Below are 15,934 nucleotides of genomic sequence, written 5' to 3'. Positions count from 1 at the left end.
GCTACCAGGCCGCTTGGGTGGGCCGGGCATGCTCCGTGTCCAGACGGGTCGACGTGCTGATTCCGTCGGGCCAGTCGACCGCCAGGTGGAGGCCGTGGCCGTCCTCGTCGACCACGGCCTGGCATGCCCGCCTGGCCGTGGCCACCGGCATCCTGGACAACTCGGTGAAGGTGGCGACCCATGCGCCCGGCCGGACAGGGTGGTCCAGCCAGGGCACGACCAGCCCGCCGGCCAGGGGCCCGCCGTGCGGGACGGCGGTGACGCCGGCCGTTCCGCCGCCGTGCACGCTCTCCAGCACGCTGGTCAGGCCGGCGCCGGTCACGGCCGCCACACCGCCGTGGACGTCAGCCGTCGCGTCTCCGGCAACGGCCCAGCCGCCGATTCGCAGCCGCAGCGCAGCCGCCTCGACGCCGTCGGCAAGGCCGTCGACGCGGGTCAGACGCAGCTCCCAGGGGCCGCGGACCAGCGAGTACACCGTGAGGTGCCCGGCCGGTCGAGACTGGCCCAGGAGGCCGCCGCCGTGATCGCGCTGACCCGGATTCGGGTCGACCCAGTGGGCGAGGGCACGTGACCCGGCCACACCCACGCCGTCGGTGTCGACGCGCGCGGTCAGCAGGCGCATGCCGGCGCGGTGCGTGACCCGGCCCGCGTCGTCGACGAGGGTGACGGACTGGTCGAGCGGACTGGCCCAGCCGCTGTCGTCGAGGACGGGGCTGGTGGCGGTGGAGTAGCCCAGCCGGGCGTAGAGCGGGGAATCTGAGACGGTGGCACCCTCGACGGCGTGGTCGGTGCCGTGGTTGACGACGCGGACGACCCCGTCGGCACGGGTGCCGGAGACCAACCAGCCGGGCGCGTGAATAGCCCGCACGGTGTCCCGCTCCTCGACCGGCAGCGGCTCCTCGGGGGTCGTCCAGACCGGATGGTCGGCGGGTAGCGCGATGCCGAGCAGGCCCTTGCTGGCCCAGTACGGCGAGCCCGGCCCCGAGTACGACTGCGCCAGTCGCGGCCACGGCCCGTGCCAGCCGAGGGTGAGCAGACCGCGTTCGTCCAGGGCGCCGTTGGCGACGAAGTGGCGCACGATGCGGGTGGCCGCGCCGCGCAACCGGCCGAGGCTGACCGAGGGCACGCCGGCGACGGCGCCGACCCAGAACGGCGCCGCCGCGGCGAAGCGGTAGGTCAGGCTTCGCCCCTGGATCAACGGAGATCCGTCGGCGCCCACGAGCGCGACCGCGTCGCTCAGGAAGCGGTCGAGGCCGGCAAGGTCCCGTTCGCGGCGATGCTCGGCCAGGTCGGCGGCGCCGGCCATCCGGGACCACAGCGTCGGGTAGAGGTGCAGGGCCCAGCCCACATAGTGGTCGTAGGCGCGGTCAGGCCCGTCGGACATCCAGCCGTCCCCGCGGATGAAGCCGTCGTGCGTGGTCAGGTCCTCGTTCATCTCGTCGAGCGAGTGCGGCCCGCCCACCGACCGCAGGAACGTCTGAACCACCAGCCGGAACCAGACCCAGTTGATCCGCGGGTACGTGTCGTCGCCGACCGCCGGGCGCAGATAGTCCACCACCCGCTCCCGCACCGCCGACGGCAGCCGGTCCCAGATCCACGGGCGGGTCAGGTCCAGGACCAGCGCGATGGAGGCAGCCTCCACCTTGGCCTGTGGGTGCTCGTCCAGGCGCACCCAGCGGTCCCGAGAACTCGGGTCGGTGCCGGCGGCGATGCCGGTCGCGTACCTGTCGACGAGCTCGTCCACGCCCACCCCCTGGGCACCCGCGATGCGGAAGCCGGCCAGCAGGAAGGTGCGCGCGAACCCCTCCAGGCCATCGACGGCCCGCCCGTAACCGCCCTCCGGCCCGGGAAAGGTGACGAGGGCGTGCCCGGGCGACGCGAACGGCCGGGCGGCGGCGAGCATCCGATCGGCGAGGGTCAACCAGTCATCCCGGTGCCAGGTCGCGGCGGCGGGGGCACCGGGGTTCGTCCCCGGTGCCAGCCGGCCGGCCGTCCCGAACGTCATCCGAGGTCCTGTCGCATCGAGCCGTCTCCGTGGAATGTGGCGAGCGGGGCGTTGCCCATGAATGTGACGTACAGACATCCGCCAGGTTTCCGAAGTAAAACGCTCACAACGGAGCAAGTCAATGCCGTTCTCAAACCGATGTGGACACAACCGATCAAGAGAGCACACAATGCCGCTTCAGCAAGCCAAGTGCTCTGATATGATCACAGTCGTTCACAGACGCTCTACCGTCCGAGGAGTCATGACCGTCGCAGACCGCCTCGCGGACCCGCTGGCCGCCGTGTGGTGCGGCCAGCGGACGGAACCGCCGGCACGGGTGCTCACGTCGCCGGACGACGCCGGGGACCTCGACCCGGACCAGGCGACCTCGCCGCCCCACATCCACCTGCTCGTCGCCGGCCAGGCACAGCTCGGCGACGGCCACGCCGAGACCTCCGCGTTGGACGGCCCGGGTTCGGCGCCGTGCGCCGCGACGACCCGGCGGAGCACGACTCCTATGCTCTTCGACGGATGGGGGGATCAGCCGATCCGGCTCGCGATCAACGTCACCGCGTCCGAGCCGGCCGGCGAGCTTGTCCGCACCCTGCAAGAGCTCTCGCCGCACGAAGCGTTCCCCGGAGGTCCCCCATGACCAAGGACAGTCCTGTCGTCGCCACGGCGGAGGGCTCCCGAGGGCCGCTTCAGGTCGCCCGCCGCCAGCAACTGTTGGCAGCCCTGCAACGGGACGGCTCGATGCGCATCTCCGACCTGTCCCACGTGCTGGGCGCCGCGCCGGTCACCATCCGGCGCGACATCGCGGAGCTGGCCGCCGAGGGGTTGGTTCGCCGCGTCCACGGTGGGGTCGCCCTGATCCTGCCGGACGACGCCCCGGCAGCAGACGAGGCACCTGTCGCCGGCCTGGACCCGCTGGTCGGGCGCACCCTCGGCATGCTCGTGCCCTCGTTGGACTACTACTGGCCGGACGTGGCTCGCGGCGTCGAGGGGGCAGCCCGCGAGCTCGACATGCGCGTGGTTCTGCGCGGCTCCTCCTACGACACCGAGGACGACCAGCCGCAACTGGCCCGTCTCGTGGAGCGGATGGGCGTCGACGCGCTCATCATCGCGCCGAGCATGGACGCCCCGAGCGCCGAGCGCACCATCGAGTGGCTCGACCAGGTCGGCCTCCCGGTCGTTCTACTGGAACGCACCGCTTCGGTGGGCAGCCACCACGCGGTCATGGAATCGGTGGTCACCGACCACGCACTCGGTGCAGCCATGGCGGTACGCCACCTCACCTCGCTCGGACACCGCAAGGTCGGCCTGGTGCTCGACGCCAACAGCCCCACCAGCCAGCACGTGCGGCGCGGCTGGCTCGACGCCACGACCGAGTGCGGCCTCGATTCGCACGCGACAGTGGTGGCCGTGGTGCCCGACGCACGGTCACCGGAGCGGGACACCGTACTCAACGACGTCCTCGACCGGTGCCAGGCGACCGGGACGACGGCACTGCTGGTGCACGCCGACGCCGAGGCCATCGCGCTGGTGCAGCACTGCGAGGAGCGGCACCTCTCCGTTCCCGGCGACCTCTCCATCGTGGCGTACGACGACGAGGTCGCCGGGCTCTTCAGCCCGCCGCTGACCGCGGTCCGACCGCCGCGACGCTCGATCGGACGGGCCGCCGTGCGTCTCGTCGCCGACCGGCTCGTCGACCCCGACCGCCCCACTCACCGGATCGTCATCAGCCCGTCACTGCGGATCCGGGAATCGACCGCGCCGCCACCCGCATAGGCGGTATGCCCCCGTCCAGAACGTTCGGACAGGGCAAGCCAGGGTGATCTGGACCGTTCGCCTGGCGCGGGCGGGTCGGCGGTGACCCCGTGCCGGGGATACACCACGAGTTGCAGGCGCACGCGGTCAGCCCGCTGGATGAGTCGGTGCCGGGTGGCGACGATCGGTCCGTGGTCCGCCGGGAGAGCTCGCGAGGAGGCACCTTCGAGTGCCGGCTCTGTCGACTTCGATAAGGTGCAATCCGTCATGCCAATGCTGCCAGTGGGGCTACTGACGGCCTGGACCAGAAGAAGGCGACATGTCCGACAGGATGCGGCTCAGCGCAGTCACTCTGGACAGTTCGGATGCCATCCGCTTGGCGGAGTTCTACGCCGACATCACCGGCGGGACGATGACGCGGATCGGCGATGAGTGGGCATGCGTGCAGAGCCCGGCCGGGCGGCTCAATTTTCAGACCGTGCCTGGATACACGCCTCCAACCTGGCCTGACTGTGAGCATGGCGGGGTCGGTTCAGCAGTGGTGAGCTGATAGCTGGCAGCGGTGGGCGTGACTCTTGGCCTGACTGGCTTCGTGCCCTTGACCGGACTTGTCCGTCTGCTGCTGCCGGCGCCGGCCCGGCGGGAGACGTTTGGCCTGATCAGGAGCTTGACCGCCAGTTAGCGGCTGGCGTGTCTCATCACAGTCCTGCCATCTCCGCACCGGACCGGACCATTGCGTCCCCACGGTGAGGAGAGAACGCATGTCCATGCTGGCAGACGTGGTCGAGGTCGTCATCGGTGTCGACACCCACAAAGACACCCACACCGCCGCCGTGCTCGACTCCCGCACGGGCGGAGTGCTGGCCCGTGTCACGGTCAGCACCGACCCGGACGGCTACGCACAGTTGGTGGCTCTAGCCGGACAGCATTCGGGGCTGCGGGCCTGGGCTCTCGAGGGCTCCGGCGGTTACGGCGCTGGCTTGGCCCGGCACCTGGCCGATAGTGGTGAGCTGGTCGTCGAATTGGACCGGCCGCAGCGCCCAGCCCGTCGTGCCGGGGCGAAGTCCGACCCGATCGACGCCGAACGCGCCGCCCGTGACGCCCTGGCCCGCACGCGGCTGGCGCAGCCCAAGACCGGCGCGCAACGCGCAGCGCTGCAGGTGCGGCTGACCGCCCGCCGAGCGGCCGTGGAGGCCAGCGCTGATGCCCAACGGCAGCTGCACGCGTTGGTGATCACCGCTCCGGAGGTGGTGCGAGCCCGCTTCCGCGGCCAGAGCACCCGGGTCATGCTTACCACCGCCACCCGACTACGCCCCACCACCAGCGCCGATGTCGACGTGTTCACCTGCCTGAGCGTATTGCGGGACCTCGCCCGCCGCGTCCGCTTCCTCGAAGCCGAAGCCGCCGCACACGAAAAAGCGATCCGAGCGATCGTCCGCTCCTGGCGCCCGGACCTGCTCGACCTCACCGGCGTCGGACCGATCGTCGCCGCCACCGTGCTCACCGCCTGGTCGCACCCCGGACGCTGCCGCAACGACGCCGCGTTCGCCATGCTCGCTGGCGCCGCGCCGATCCCCGCATCGTCCGGCAAGACCGTCCGTTACCGGCTCAACCGCTCAGGCGACCGCCAACTCAACCGCGCCCTACACACCATCGTCCTGACCCGTTTGCAACGCGACGAGGACACCCGCGCCTACGCCGAGCGCCGCCGCGCCGAAGGCAAAACCGACCGCGAGATCAAACGCTGCCTCAAACGCTACGTCGCCCGAGACCTCTACCGGCGCCTCGAAAACCCTCCCCAGCCACTTGACGCGTCATAGGAGCGTCCCCACCGCGTCGATCATGATGCACCTCGACTTCATGGTCGAGGACCGAGACGCCGCCGAGGCGCGCGTGCTCGCCGCCGGCGCAACGAAATACGAGTTCCAACCCAATAGTGGACAATGCTTTGTCTACGCTGAGCCGGCCGGCCACCCCTTCTGCCTGACCACGTCGGAAGCCCCGATGGTCTGACGAGACCTGCGCACAGACGATAGCCGCGGTGTTGTCGACATCCGCACATCGATAGGTCCGAACACCCAACCGCGCGTCACTGGTTGGCCACCCGTCACGCAGGTGCAACACGCCGTGGTCGAGGCGGATTGACATCGCCGATGGCCCGCTGCCCAGCAAAGCCCTGACGAGGGGTCCCGCTGCGCCGCCTCGACGTAATCGTGCAAAGTCCAGCCTCAGGCGCCCGCAGTACTCAGAGCGCGTTTCACATTGTTGTCAGTCGGGTGTGTTGAAGGTGAGGCGTTGTTGGCGGGTGGCGGGTTCGCCTCTGGCAAGGCGGCGGAGCATGCCGCCGAGGGCGGCCCATCGGATCATGGCTTCTGACGTTGCGCGGTGGGTTTCGTAGTCGCGGGCCAGGCGGCGGTGGGCGGTGATCCAGGCCAGGGTCCGCTCCACGACCCAGCGGCGTGGGTGCACGACGAACCCTCGTTGGTCGGCGGGTTTGCGGACGATCTCGACGGTGGTGCGCAGCAGGTCGCGGGCCCAGTCGACGAGGCGGCCGGCGAAGCCGGTGTCGGCGAAGACATGCCGGATGGGGGTGGCCGCGTAGGTGGCGAGTAGTGCGCCTTTGGCTCCGTCGCGGTCTTGCCAGGACGCGGCCAGGACCCAGACGGTGACCAGCAGGCCGAGGGTGTCGGTGACGATGAACCGTTTCCGGCCGTTGATCTTCTTCCCGGCGTCGTAGCCGCGGGTAGCGCGCGGCACGGTGTCAGCGCCTTTCACGCTCTGCGAGTCGATGATCCCCGCGGTTGGCTCGGGCTCGCGGCCGTGCGCCACCCGGATCTGCTCACGTAGCTCGGTCAGGATCCGCTCGGTCACACCCCGCCTGTTCAGCCGAGTGAAATGCGCGTACACGGTCTGCCACGGCGGGAAGTCGACCGGCAGGTACCGCCACGCGCAACCGGTACGCACCACGTACAAGATGGCGTCGATGACCACCCGCCGGGAATGCTTTTCCGGTCTGCCCATCCACTGCGGGGACGGCAGCATCGGCTCGATGATCTCCCACTCGGCGTCGGTCAGGTCAGAGGGGTACCGCCGCACGCGATCCATGCCTGCCTACCGACCCGGCTACGTCCATCGACCGGACCCACTGTGCGACACACCCGACTGACGCACAAACCAAACGCGCTCTCAGGGCGACACCTGCTGCCTGCTCACTGATTGAGGTAAGCAGGCACAGCGAGTACCCGGCGGTTGTCGTCGGTGGACGGTGCCAGGTCAAGCTTGCCGAGGATACCCGCAATGTGCTTGGTGACCGCGCTGTCGCTGACGTGGAGCTGAGCGGCGATCGCCGAGTTCGAGCGGCCCTCGGTCATCAGCTGGAGCATGTCACGTTCCCGCTCGCTCAGGGCGCTGACGGTTCCTCTGGCGTCGTTGCGGCGCAGCAGTCGGGTGATGACCTCCGGGTCGAGCACGGTTCCACCACCGGCGACTTGCCGGACCGCGTCGAGGAACTGCTCGGCGTCGAAGACCCGGTCCTTGAGGAGGTACCCGATCGTGCCAGCACCGTCGGCAAGCAGTTCGCGGGCATAAAGCTGCTCGACGTACTGCGACAGGAGCAGGATCGGAAGGCCCGGGTGGCGTCGGCGGGCGGCGGATGCCGCGCGTAGCCCTTCGTCGGTGAACGTGGGCGGCAGCCGGACGTCGACGACCGCCACGCCGGGAGGATCGTCGGCAGTGCCCGCCCGGCTTTGGAAGCGGTGCCCGTGGGACGAAATGGCGTGGCCTTCGTGGCCGCCGTCTACCTCGTAATCTTCCGATACCAGGACGGCCTGAAATGAGGCGCCGCCTGGCACGTCAGGTCAGGAGTTCGCGGGCCAGGGCCTCGGTCCACCAGCGTTCGACTTGATCGGGTTGCCAGCCGCGTTCGTCGGTCAGTGTGGTGTAGACGTCGATGTTGCAGATCGCCGCATAGATATCGACAGCCGCCCGTATGTCCAATCCTTCTCGGAGAACGCCGACCGGCCACGACGAGAACACCTGGATCCTCGTTTCGTCCCCCTGTTGACGGCCGTCGCGGTAGGCGGTCGCCAGCGCGGGCTCGGTGCGGCCCGCCTCACGCACGAGCGCGATGACGTCACCCGCGCGCTCGAAGAGGCGCCGGTCGTAGCCGGCCATCGCCGCGAGTTGCCGCACCGGATCGTTCCCAGCCCCTTCCAGCTCAGCGAGCGAGTGCGATGGATCCGCGGCGATGTTTGCTGCGTCGACCAGGGCTTGGATCAGCCCGGTCTTGTTCCCGTAAACCGCGTAGACGGTTGGCACCGAGACCCCGGCCTCCCGAGCCACGTCACGTACCGTGGTCGCCGCCCAGCCCCGGGAGAGGAACAGCCGTCGAGCGGCGCTGGCGATCTCACCCCTGGTCTCTGCCGCTTGCGCCGCCCGGCGCAGTGACTCGTATCTGCGCCTGCCTGCCTCGGCGGTCATGGCTTGCCCCCTTTGGTTTCCGGACCTTATATTGAATATATGTTGCGCATATTCGGCGTCGGAAGCACCTGGACGTTCTCACGAATCGCCGGACTCGCCGGGCTCGGCTTCGCCGTCCTGATCGCCAGCATCAACGCCTTCCTGGTACCAGCCGGCCTGCCCCACACCGGCGCGGAGAGCAACGACGTTGTCCAGTTTTTCACCACGCAACAGAACACGGTCGGCCTCGCGTCAGCACTCGCACCGATCGCCTGGGCACTGGCCACCCTGTTCGGCGCCGGCGCGGTCTCCGCGCTGTGGCGATCCGACCGCGAGCGAGGCACAGCCTGGTCCCTGGTCGGATTTGCCGGGGTGATCCTGCAGAACATCACCTTCACCGGCGTGATGGCCACCCGGCTCGCGCTCGCGTCAACGACCGCGCAGGACAGCAGCACGATCGCCGGGCTCTGGGCACTGCACGACGCACTGTTCATCTTCAACGGCACCTTCCTGGCACTGGCCATGACCGGCCTGTCCATCAGCGGCCGACACGCCGGCCTGATCCACCGCTGGCACAGGGGGATCGGCCTGCTGGCCGCCGCACTCCAGTTCGGCTCGGCCGTGCTGAGCCCTCTGGTCATCGACGACCCCGGTCCGGTTGGTCTCCTCGGCCTCGTCGGCTGGCTGATCTGGGTCGTGTGGATCGTCGCCTACGGCGTGACCCTGATCCGCCTGACATCCGTTGCCCACCCAGGCGATACCGAATCACCGACGCACCGCTCCGGTGAGCCGTTTCGATCAGACCAGCGGCAGGCCGATCTACCCGAAGGTCAGCGTCGCCATCCAGCACAGCAGCGCGTCGAACCGCCGGAAAGCGCGCAGGCATAGACAATTGCTCATCGACATGAGAGTGCACGGCACCAGGCGCCACCAACGCGCGACGGCAGCAGAAGAGTGTGCGTGCTGGTCGAGGTGGGGCATCCGCGTCAGAGGTTGTCGATGTAGAGGAGCACTGCCCCTGGTGGTGACGCCGGTTGCCGCAGCGCTGCCGGCTCGACGTCGACGTGGAGCCACATCCGGTGCGCTGTCCAGTTCAGGATCCCGCCGGTCTCGCGCGAGCCGCTATACACGCCATCCTCGGGCTGGAGCGGCCAACCATGGCTGCGCAGGTGTTCGACAAGCCGGGTCACGGTCGTTGCCCGGTCAGCGCCATCGGCGGCCATCACCAGGAACTCGGCTGTGCAGTTGCCGCTGCTACCACCATCGGCACAGGTGACGGACGACACCAAACGCAGTGACGTCGGCAGTGGGAGGACCTCATCGTCGCGGGCAGGGAACCGCAGCCTGCCGTCGCCGTCGTACCCGACGATGCCGAGCCCGCAGCCGCACAGCAGCACCACAGATGCCAACGTCACCACAGAGGCAACCCACTGAACTTCGCCCGCCGTCAGCCTCCCCCCACCGAGGCGAGGGAACGGGAAGGCGTGCACGCTCCGATCGATGACCAACGCGGCCAGGCACACGACGCCGACCAGCAACCACACCACGAACCAGTCAAGCCATGGCGCGGCTACCAGATCGCCGGGCCACTGCGAGACAGCGAACGCGGCGGCCAGCATTGCGATGAAGACGACGCCGGCACCGACGCCGACGCCACGGCCGCTACGGGTGCCCCACGCCCAAGCGCCGACCACGACCGGGCCGCAGATCGCGGCCAAGACAGCGACCATGGGCGCACCCTGCCCGAGGGGCAGCACCGCAAGCGCACCGCCGCCCCCAGTCAGCCACCAGCGCCAACTGATGCCCGCCACCAACGCCATGATGACACCTAAGATCATCACCAAGCAGGTACGCAACCACTGTCACACGCCACTCGGAACAACTCCTCCTGCGAACCGGCCACAGCCGGCACGAGGGGTGCCTGGCGATCGACCGGGTCAAATCCACTCGTGTAGCGTCTCACTGTGTATCAGGCGATCCTGCTGGACGTGTACGGCACGCTCGTACACGATGATGAAGGCTCGGTCAATGACGTCTGCATGCAGCTAGCAGATTTGATTGCAGTCGATCCGTCTGCTATCGCGGCGGAGTGGTCCCGACGGCTGGAGGCCAGCGCCGAGATGGCGTATGGGGCCGGTTTTCGAACGCTCGCAGACCTAACGCTCGGCAGCCTCACCGAGGCTGTGGCGACCTTCGGGGCATTCGTGGAGCTTGAGCCGATCTGCCGGAAGCAGCTGCACTCCTGGCGTCATCCACCGTTGTACGACGACAGCCGGCCATTCCTCGATGCTGTGAAGGTACCGGTGTGCCTGGTCTCCGACGTCGACCAGGACGACCTGACGGCGGTGCTGCGGTGGCACGGCCTCGCCGTCGCCGCTGCGGTGACCAGCGAAGAAGCCCGCGCATACAAGCCCCGCCCTGAACCTTTCCAGCTCGCGCTGGCCCGCCTCGGCCTGGGCCCCGGCGACGTGATCCACATCGGTAACTCCGCATCGTCTGATGTTGCCGGAGCCGCCGCTCTGGGTATCGACACGGCATTCCTCGACCGTGCTGGAGGCGGCCTGCCGCCGGGGGTCACGGCAACCTACACCGCGGCGACGCTGACGGCGCTGCTGCCCCAGGTGTTGCCATGATGAAAATCCTGGTCAGCGGCTGCCTGGGCGGCGCACCGATCCGGTTCAACGAGACCGGCGTGCCGGTCGCCTCTCCGCTCTGGCAGCGATGGGCTTCTGAAGGGCGCCTCGTGTCGCTGTGTCCAGAACTGGCCGTCGGATTCCCGGTGCCGCGCCCGCCAGCCGAGATCGTTGGCGGCAGCGCGGCCGACGTCCTCGACGGCCGCGCCCGAGTACACGAAGCCTCGGGCCGTGACGTCACCGAACTGTTCCAGGCGGCGGCGCAGCGGGCGGTCGACAAGGCACTGCAGGTCGGCGTCGGGCTGGCCATCCTGGTCGAGGGCAGCCCTACCTGCGGTAGCACCTACGTTCACGACGGAACCTTCACCGGCGTCACCGTCGCTGGGCGTGGCGTCGCGGCCGAGGCGTTGCGCCGCCGGGGCATCCCTGTGTTTCCTCACCACGACCTGGACAGGGCAGCGGCTGCCCTGGCGGAGCAGGAACGGCAGCACGGCAACGGCTGACGCCCGCTCGTCGCAGCGCGTACGGATTTACCTAACGCACTCACATCGGCTACTTGTTTCATCGACCTGCGACCGTGGCCCGGCCAGGCTTCGGTCGAGGCGCCCGGGCTGTCGCTCTCATTTGGTCTGCGCGGCCCGGGCGTCGCCCCAGGGCGGGGAGAGGCTCAAGAGGGGTTTGTACGGCTCGAAGTAGCGTTGCCCTCCCGGCTCGATAGCCCAAGTGGATCGAGCATCGGAGGACGCCTTGAGTGTCACGTCAGATCGTGTGGTCATCGGGATGGACCCGCACAAGCGCTCTGCCACGATCGAGGTCATGGCCAGCGACGAGACCATCGTCGGCGGCGGCCGGTTCGACACCGGCCGGGACGACTACACGGCGATGCGAAGGTACGCCAGGCGGTGGCCGCACCGGGTCTGGGCGATCGAGGGCTGCCAAGCATCGGCCGGCACATCGGCAACCGGCTCCTGGCCAAAGGCGAACAGGTCGTCGACGTCCGCCGAAGCTATCCGCCAGGGCGCGGGTGTTCGCCACCGGGCAGGGCCGCAAGACCGACGCCACCGACGCCCACCCCATCGCGCTGGTCTGCACCCGCATGGCCGGCCTGCGCCCCGTCGTCAACGATGAACAGCTCGCCCTGCTGCGGATCCTGGTCGACCGGCGTCGCTCACTCGCAGAGGACCACACCCGGATGGTGTCCCAGCTGCATCAACTGCTGCTGGAACTGATTCCAGGTGCGGCGAAGAAGAGCCTGTCCGCCGCCCAGGCCAGAGCACTGCTGGCCACCGTCCGGCCCCGGGACACGGTCGGCAAGACTCGACGGCGGGTCGCCGCGGAGCTGGTCAGCGACCTCGAACGGGGTCTACCGGCGCTCCAAGGAGGCCGACAAGGAGCTCAAGGAACTGGTGGCGTCCACCGGGGCCACCCTGATGGACGTGCACGGCATCGGACCGTCCGGCGCCGCCCCTCGCTCTGGGCAGCACGAGCCCGGGCCGTCCGGCCCAGCACCCGGCGCTCGGAGAAGCGAGGGTCTTGAACCCAAGAGAACCTCATGTCAAACCTCGTTCAAGGCTTGTCATTGCTTGTCAAAACCCCTTGTTACCGTCCGTAACCAAACCGAACTTGTCGTTAACTGGCGAAAATTTGACGTTGAGCTGCACAGGCACGCCCAAACACTGGTCGCTTCTTGTCACTGATTGTCAACGGCAGACGGAGGTTTCGGGGGGTAAATGAGGACCGGCCGACGTGGCAGCGCTGGTTCCCACCGCGCCCCGCTCCACCACCATCGGGGACGCGCCGTCACCAGGAAACAGCATGCGCCTGTCCGTCGCGACTCGCCCACCCGGGCAAGGGGGTCGTGTCGGTGGATCGCCGCGGACTGATGCCCCACGTGGGATACGCCTTATCGGCGCCATCCCGCCCAGCTGAAGATCAGCCCACCTTGACGGGTGCCGGGCCAGGCGTTCGGGACCGATGTTTACGCGCGAGCCCTCTCAGCTGGACGCGCCTCCACGACCCGACGTGGTGCGCGCTCATGCGATGTGCGTGTGTTCGCGGCGAGGGCCGTCTGCTCCTGCGTTGTGGTTCGTGCGGGCACCGAAACCTGGTCGTGCCGTCCCACGGAGACCGCCATTATTAGCTTCGTGACCAGCTTCCCTGCGCAGGCGCGCCGCGTCCGTGACAGCACGCTCTCGCCGCAGCGCAGGCTCTACGCATTGCGAGAGTGCGCTCTGCACTGTGCCCCGTACGGATTTCGCGCCACCTGGCACCACCTGATCGTCGCCGCCCGTATCCCACGCAGGCTCAGCGACGATCTCGACGCGCTCGTCCGCGCCGCTGACGAGCTGCAGCGGACACGCGACGTGGTTCTGCAGCGTGCGCAGGAGTACGCCGCCCTGCGGCGTCGAGAGAAGGCGACTGGCAAGCGGCTCCCAGGGACGCGGCCGCCCTGGAACTCGTGGGGCTGGTCCCAGATCGCCTACTGTCCCGATCCTGAGCACCACCCGACGGGGCCTCTCGCCACGGTCGTCCAAGCGGTCCTCGATCGCCACGATGCCGGAGTCAGCGTCGACAGGCACTGCCTGGCATGCGGCATCGAAAGGCACCGCCCGGGTCGCGCATGCCCGACCTGTGGCGTCCATCCGGGCGGCCCCGCCGCATGCTGGCGTGTCCCGCTAGGCGAGGAACGCTGGCGTCGGGTCTGGCGCCGTGAGCTGGATGACCGGCCGACGCCGTTCGTCCGATGAGTTCGAGGTGCACAGATCTGCCGCCGTCAAGGCGCGTCAACCGTCAACAGTCGAGCAGGGCGCCCAATCGAGCCGCGGATTCGTCGGTCAGACGATAGACGCCCTGGAGGCTGACGGAGCGTTCGAGACGACCGTCGACGACGTACTTCAAGCTGCGCTGTTCTCCACGTCGGTTGCGCCAGGTCAGCGCGCGGAGCAGGTCGCCAGGAACGGCGACGTCGAAGCGGATCGGCGTCGCCTCGACATGCACAGGGCTCGCCCCGCATCCGCCGGCGCCGAGCATCGCCCAGTCGTCGTGACCGGGATAGGCCGGGTCGCGCCACGTTGCTGGAGCAGCGCCGCAACAGGCGCGCCGCTGCTTGTCGACGACACGGAGACGGCTCACCACGTAGACCACGCATCGATTGACATGCAGTGCGAAGACATCGTCGCCGACACCGACGCTGGTCCAACTGGGCAGAGACTGATGCACCCCGCTGAACGCCACCGGTGGCCGCTGGCCGAGGCAGTGCCTGCGTAGCTCCCGGCAGACGTCATGGGTCCACAAAGCGGTGAAGGCAGCCGACATGGTCGTGATCATAAGAGCGACGACCGACAGCCTCGACCCATCACGCCGAGGGCGTTGATGGACCGAGCCGGCAACCGGATTCGCCGCCTGAGTACGCGCGACCCCGACCACCTAGAGGTGATCGCAGTACGGAGAGCAATGTGGTGGCCGCCGCTGAAGTGCGAAGTGATCTGTCGGGGCCTACCTATCCGGGCGGCCAGTGCCAGATTGCCGCCGCAGCGTGTCCACACACCCATGCCAGACCTCGACGCGGGGCAGCCCGGTGAGCAGAGGCGGCCTGTAGTCCTCTGCGTATCGTTGGGGAGGACCCGCGCGAGGTGGTTAAGGCTGGGGCCAGACGCGGACCCGGAATCGTTCGACGCCGGTCGGGGGCTCATTCGCGTACCAGGCATCCCGCCCGTACAAGGTGCGCAGCCGGTGCCGGCCGATGACACGTACGTCCACGGTGTACGGTCCGGGTTCGCCGATCGGCAGGGGTGGGGTGAGCAGCCGCTCGTCCAGGGCGCTGATGCACAGCGTGCCGCTGGTGGAGCGCAGTTCAGCGCGGCCGTGGGCCTCCCACTCATCCGTCTCCGCTGGTGCGGGGCCGTCCCAGGCTTCGACTGTGACGTGGGCACGGTAGCCGCTGCTGATCTCGCTGAACAGGTGGATCTGTTCGGTGCCGGCCCAGCAGACGGGTTGGGCGGTGGTCTCGGGGTGGTCGAACACGTCGAATTCCGCACCGATGATGGTGATCAGACAGCGCTCGAGCATGGGGGTGGCGTTGATGCTGCCCAGTCGGGTCGCCACGCAGACCTCCGTATCTTGTGTCCATGATGTTCGGTGTGGGCCGGCGCGGCTAAGACGGGCCGGCCCACACCGAACGCCAGCGGACGGTCGGGCTGTTAGTGGTGGATCTGCACCGCTCCGGCGGTGACCGGCGTGCGCAGGAACCGGTCCACGTCGTAGTCGGCGCCGCGCCGGTTGTCGTAGGTGATCGTGTCACCGGGGATTGCTCCGCTGCTGGCAGGCCAGAGCACGGCCCGCATGCGATCAGGGCCGGGCTGACAGTTCGGGCCGGCGGCGGGACAGCCTCGGTAGCCGTACACGACGAACCCGACGCTTGCGCCGGTGGTGGTCGTACTGGTGCCCTTCGCGGCGACCTTCCCGTCGGGGGCGAGGACGCCCGATCCAGTCATCGATCTTCACGTAGAGTGCGGTCAGAAGGGTGTTGAGGTCTGTCGTCACAACCGGATCTTCAACGCCCCTCGCCTACGCCCACCTCGGGGTCGTTGGGACTTACTAGTCCAGAGCGCGTGCGACCCGTCGCCATGGCCTCGATACGATGGCGCTTCTATGGCCAGTGATGACGTACGCGAAGCCCAGACCGTTGAAAGCGCCATGCATGGCGCCATCGCGCTTCTCGGCGCGACGGTCGCGGACCAAGAGGGCGACCAGTTGAGGCAGTGGACAGACGTCTACGGCAACAACCTGCTTGACTTCGGCACCTCGGTTCTTGCCGAGCGGATATTCACTGAACAGCCCTACTACCGGCGTGCGCGGCAGTTGGTCGGTGAGAGCGGGCAGGAGGTACTGGTGGAGCTGGTCGTGAACACGGTCGAAGAGACTGCCTCGGCAATCGGTGCAGCGGCAGGCACTCTTGTGACAACCTTGACGAACGCAAACAACAGGGTGTCATTCCGTCTGCTTGAGTTGCTTGCTGAGGCGACCGGGAAGCCGAAACGTGAGCTTGTTGCAGAACTCGAAGCATGGGCATCCGAACGCTACGTATAACGGC

18 protein-coding genes are annotated in these 15,934 nt (G+C 68.5%); 10 read left to right on the top strand and 8 right to left on the bottom strand.

Going from position 1 to position 15,934, the window contains the following annotated elements; genetic code table 11:
- Position 1 precedes the first annotated feature (1 nt).
- Positions 2-2,005: a DUF2264 domain-containing protein gene (locus EV382_RS05055; protein WP_130400446.1), complete on the bottom strand. Its 2,004-nt coding sequence runs from the start codon at positions 2,003-2,005 to the stop codon at positions 2-4.
- 241 nt (positions 2,006-2,246) lie between these two features.
- Here EV382_RS05055 and EV382_RS05050 point away from each other — a divergent pair, with 241 nt between their 5' ends.
- The 5 genes from EV382_RS05050 to EV382_RS32580 all read left to right on the top strand — a co-directional run bounded on the left by EV382_RS05050 (position 2,247) and on the right by EV382_RS32580 (position 5,764).
- Positions 2,247-2,636 (top strand): hypothetical protein, encoded by a 390-nt coding sequence (locus EV382_RS05050; protein ID WP_130400445.1) that lies wholly within the window; start codon positions 2,247-2,249, stop codon positions 2,634-2,636.
- On the top strand, positions 2,633-3,772 hold the full coding sequence (locus EV382_RS05045) for a substrate-binding domain-containing protein (RefSeq protein WP_130400444.1): 1,140 nt from the start codon (positions 2,633-2,635) through the stop codon (positions 3,770-3,772). Before EV382_RS05050 ends, EV382_RS05045 begins: the two co-directional genes overlap by 4 nt.
- Before the next feature lie 298 nt (positions 3,773-4,070).
- Entirely contained in the window at positions 4,071-4,301 is a 231-nt protein-coding gene (locus EV382_RS05040; RefSeq protein ID WP_130400443.1) for a VOC family protein, read from the top strand.
- A 211-nt stretch (positions 4,302-4,512) separates the two neighbouring features.
- On the top strand, positions 4,513-5,571 hold the full coding sequence (locus tag EV382_RS05035) for an IS110 family RNA-guided transposase (protein ID WP_130400442.1): 1,059 nt from the start codon (positions 4,513-4,515) through the stop codon (positions 5,569-5,571).
- Positions 5,572-5,593: 22 nt separating this feature from the next.
- Entirely contained in the window at positions 5,594-5,764 is a 171-nt protein-coding gene (locus tag EV382_RS32580) for a VOC family protein (protein WP_341870142.1), read from the top strand.
- 255 nt (positions 5,765-6,019) lie between these two features.
- Here the strand turns inward: EV382_RS32580 and EV382_RS05030 are convergent, their stop codons facing one another.
- The 3 genes from EV382_RS05030 to EV382_RS05020 all read right to left on the bottom strand — a co-directional run bounded on the left by EV382_RS05030 (position 6,020) and on the right by EV382_RS05020 (position 8,230).
- Complete coding sequence (locus tag EV382_RS05030; RefSeq protein ID WP_130400441.1) at positions 6,020-6,856, bottom strand: IS5 family transposase; 837 nt, start codon at positions 6,854-6,856, stop codon at positions 6,020-6,022.
- A 104-nt stretch (positions 6,857-6,960) separates the two neighbouring features.
- A complete protein-coding gene (locus EV382_RS05025) occupies positions 6,961-7,524 on the bottom strand; it encodes a LuxR C-terminal-related transcriptional regulator (protein ID WP_425271971.1) in 564 nt (187 codons plus the stop codon).
- Positions 7,525-7,603: 79 nt separating this feature from the next.
- On the bottom strand, positions 7,604-8,230 hold the full coding sequence (locus EV382_RS05020) for a TetR/AcrR family transcriptional regulator (RefSeq protein ID WP_130400439.1): 627 nt from the start codon (positions 8,228-8,230) through the stop codon (positions 7,604-7,606).
- Between the two features lie 39 nt (positions 8,231-8,269).
- Here EV382_RS05020 and EV382_RS33025 point away from each other — a divergent pair, with 39 nt between their 5' ends.
- The gene (locus EV382_RS33025) at positions 8,270-9,097 is read left to right on the top strand and encodes a hypothetical protein (protein WP_208758313.1); all 828 of its coding nucleotides are present in this window, start codon (positions 8,270-8,272) and stop codon (positions 9,095-9,097) included.
- A gap of 98 nt (positions 9,098-9,195) precedes the next feature.
- Here EV382_RS33025 and EV382_RS05010 read toward each other — a convergent pair whose 3' ends face one another.
- On the bottom strand, positions 9,196-10,029 hold the full coding sequence (locus EV382_RS05010; RefSeq protein ID WP_130400438.1) for a hypothetical protein: 834 nt from the start codon (positions 10,027-10,029) through the stop codon (positions 9,196-9,198).
- A 144-nt stretch (positions 10,030-10,173) separates the two neighbouring features.
- Between EV382_RS05010 and EV382_RS05005 the strand changes: the two genes are divergently transcribed.
- From EV382_RS05005 to EV382_RS33250, 3 genes are all read left to right on the top strand, one after another.
- Positions 10,174-10,842: an HAD family hydrolase gene (locus EV382_RS05005; protein WP_130400437.1), complete on the top strand. Its 669-nt coding sequence runs from the start codon at positions 10,174-10,176 to the stop codon at positions 10,840-10,842.
- Entirely contained in the window at positions 10,839-11,345 is a 507-nt protein-coding gene (locus EV382_RS05000; protein ID WP_130400436.1) for a 2-thiouracil desulfurase family protein, read from the top strand. Before EV382_RS05005 ends, EV382_RS05000 begins: the two co-directional genes overlap by 4 nt.
- 521 nt (positions 11,346-11,866) lie before the next feature.
- On the top strand, positions 11,867-12,379 hold the full coding sequence (locus EV382_RS33250) for an IS110 family transposase (protein ID WP_244236541.1): 513 nt from the start codon (positions 11,867-11,869) through the stop codon (positions 12,377-12,379).
- 1,253 nt (positions 12,380-13,632) lie between these two features.
- Here the strand turns inward: EV382_RS33250 and EV382_RS04990 are convergent.
- The 3 genes from EV382_RS04990 to EV382_RS32575 all read right to left on the bottom strand — a co-directional run bounded on the left by EV382_RS04990 (position 13,633) and on the right by EV382_RS32575 (position 15,335).
- A complete protein-coding gene (locus tag EV382_RS04990; RefSeq protein WP_130400435.1) occupies positions 13,633-14,157 on the bottom strand; it encodes a hypothetical protein in 525 nt (174 codons plus the stop codon).
- Between the two features lie 321 nt (positions 14,158-14,478).
- On the bottom strand, positions 14,479-14,946 hold the full coding sequence (locus EV382_RS04985; protein ID WP_130400434.1) for a copper resistance CopC family protein: 468 nt from the start codon (positions 14,944-14,946) through the stop codon (positions 14,479-14,481).
- Between the two features lie 95 nt (positions 14,947-15,041).
- A complete protein-coding gene (locus EV382_RS32575) occupies positions 15,042-15,335 on the bottom strand; it encodes a hypothetical protein (protein ID WP_165435711.1) in 294 nt (97 codons plus the stop codon).
- Between the two features lie 157 nt (positions 15,336-15,492).
- On the opposite strand from EV382_RS32575, the gene EV382_RS04975 reads away from it, so the two are divergent.
- Entirely contained in the window at positions 15,493-15,930 is a 438-nt protein-coding gene (locus EV382_RS04975) for a hypothetical protein (protein ID WP_130400432.1), read from the top strand.
- The last annotated feature ends 4 nt before the right edge of the window (positions 15,931-15,934 follow it).

Source organism: Micromonospora violae, from assembly GCF_004217135.1.
Classification (GTDB): domain Bacteria; phylum Actinomycetota; class Actinomycetes; order Mycobacteriales; family Micromonosporaceae; genus Micromonospora; species Micromonospora violae.
The sequence above is the reverse complement of the archived record's forward strand: the minus strand, read 5'-3'. Positions and strand labels throughout refer to the sequence as shown.

Coding starts and splice junctions, on each gene's coding strand:
- EV382_RS05055 (WP_130400446.1), bottom strand. CDS start 2,005: ATGACGTTCGGGACGGCCGGCCGGCTGGCACCGGGGACGAACCCCGGT.
- EV382_RS05050 (WP_130400445.1), top strand. CDS start 2,247: ATGACCGTCGCAGACCGCCTCGCGGACCCGCTGGCCGCCGTGTGGTGC.
- EV382_RS05045 (WP_130400444.1), top strand. CDS start 2,633: ATGACCAAGGACAGTCCTGTCGTCGCCACGGCGGAGGGCTCCCGAGGG.
- EV382_RS05040 (WP_130400443.1), top strand. CDS start 4,071: ATGTCCGACAGGATGCGGCTCAGCGCAGTCACTCTGGACAGTTCGGAT.
- EV382_RS05035 (WP_130400442.1), top strand. CDS start 4,513: ATGTCCATGCTGGCAGACGTGGTCGAGGTCGTCATCGGTGTCGACACC.
- EV382_RS32580 (WP_341870142.1), top strand. CDS start 5,594: ATGATGCACCTCGACTTCATGGTCGAGGACCGAGACGCCGCCGAGGCG.
- EV382_RS05030 (WP_130400441.1), bottom strand. CDS start 6,856: ATGGATCGCGTGCGGCGGTACCCCTCTGACCTGACCGACGCCGAGTGG.
- EV382_RS05020 (WP_130400439.1), bottom strand. CDS start 8,230: ATGACCGCCGAGGCAGGCAGGCGCAGATACGAGTCACTGCGCCGGGCG.
- EV382_RS33025 (WP_208758313.1), top strand. CDS start 8,270: ATGTTGCGCATATTCGGCGTCGGAAGCACCTGGACGTTCTCACGAATC.
- EV382_RS05010 (WP_130400438.1), bottom strand. CDS start 10,029: ATGGCGTTGGTGGCGGGCATCAGTTGGCGCTGGTGGCTGACTGGGGGC.
- EV382_RS05000 (WP_130400436.1), top strand. CDS start 10,839: ATGATGAAAATCCTGGTCAGCGGCTGCCTGGGCGGCGCACCGATCCGG.
- EV382_RS04990 (WP_130400435.1), bottom strand. CDS start 14,157: ATGTCGGCTGCCTTCACCGCTTTGTGGACCCATGACGTCTGCCGGGAG.
- EV382_RS32575 (WP_165435711.1), bottom strand. CDS start 15,335: ATGACTGGATCGGGCGTCCTCGCCCCCGACGGGAAGGTCGCCGCGAAG.
- EV382_RS04975 (WP_130400432.1), top strand. CDS start 15,493: ATGGCCAGTGATGACGTACGCGAAGCCCAGACCGTTGAAAGCGCCATG.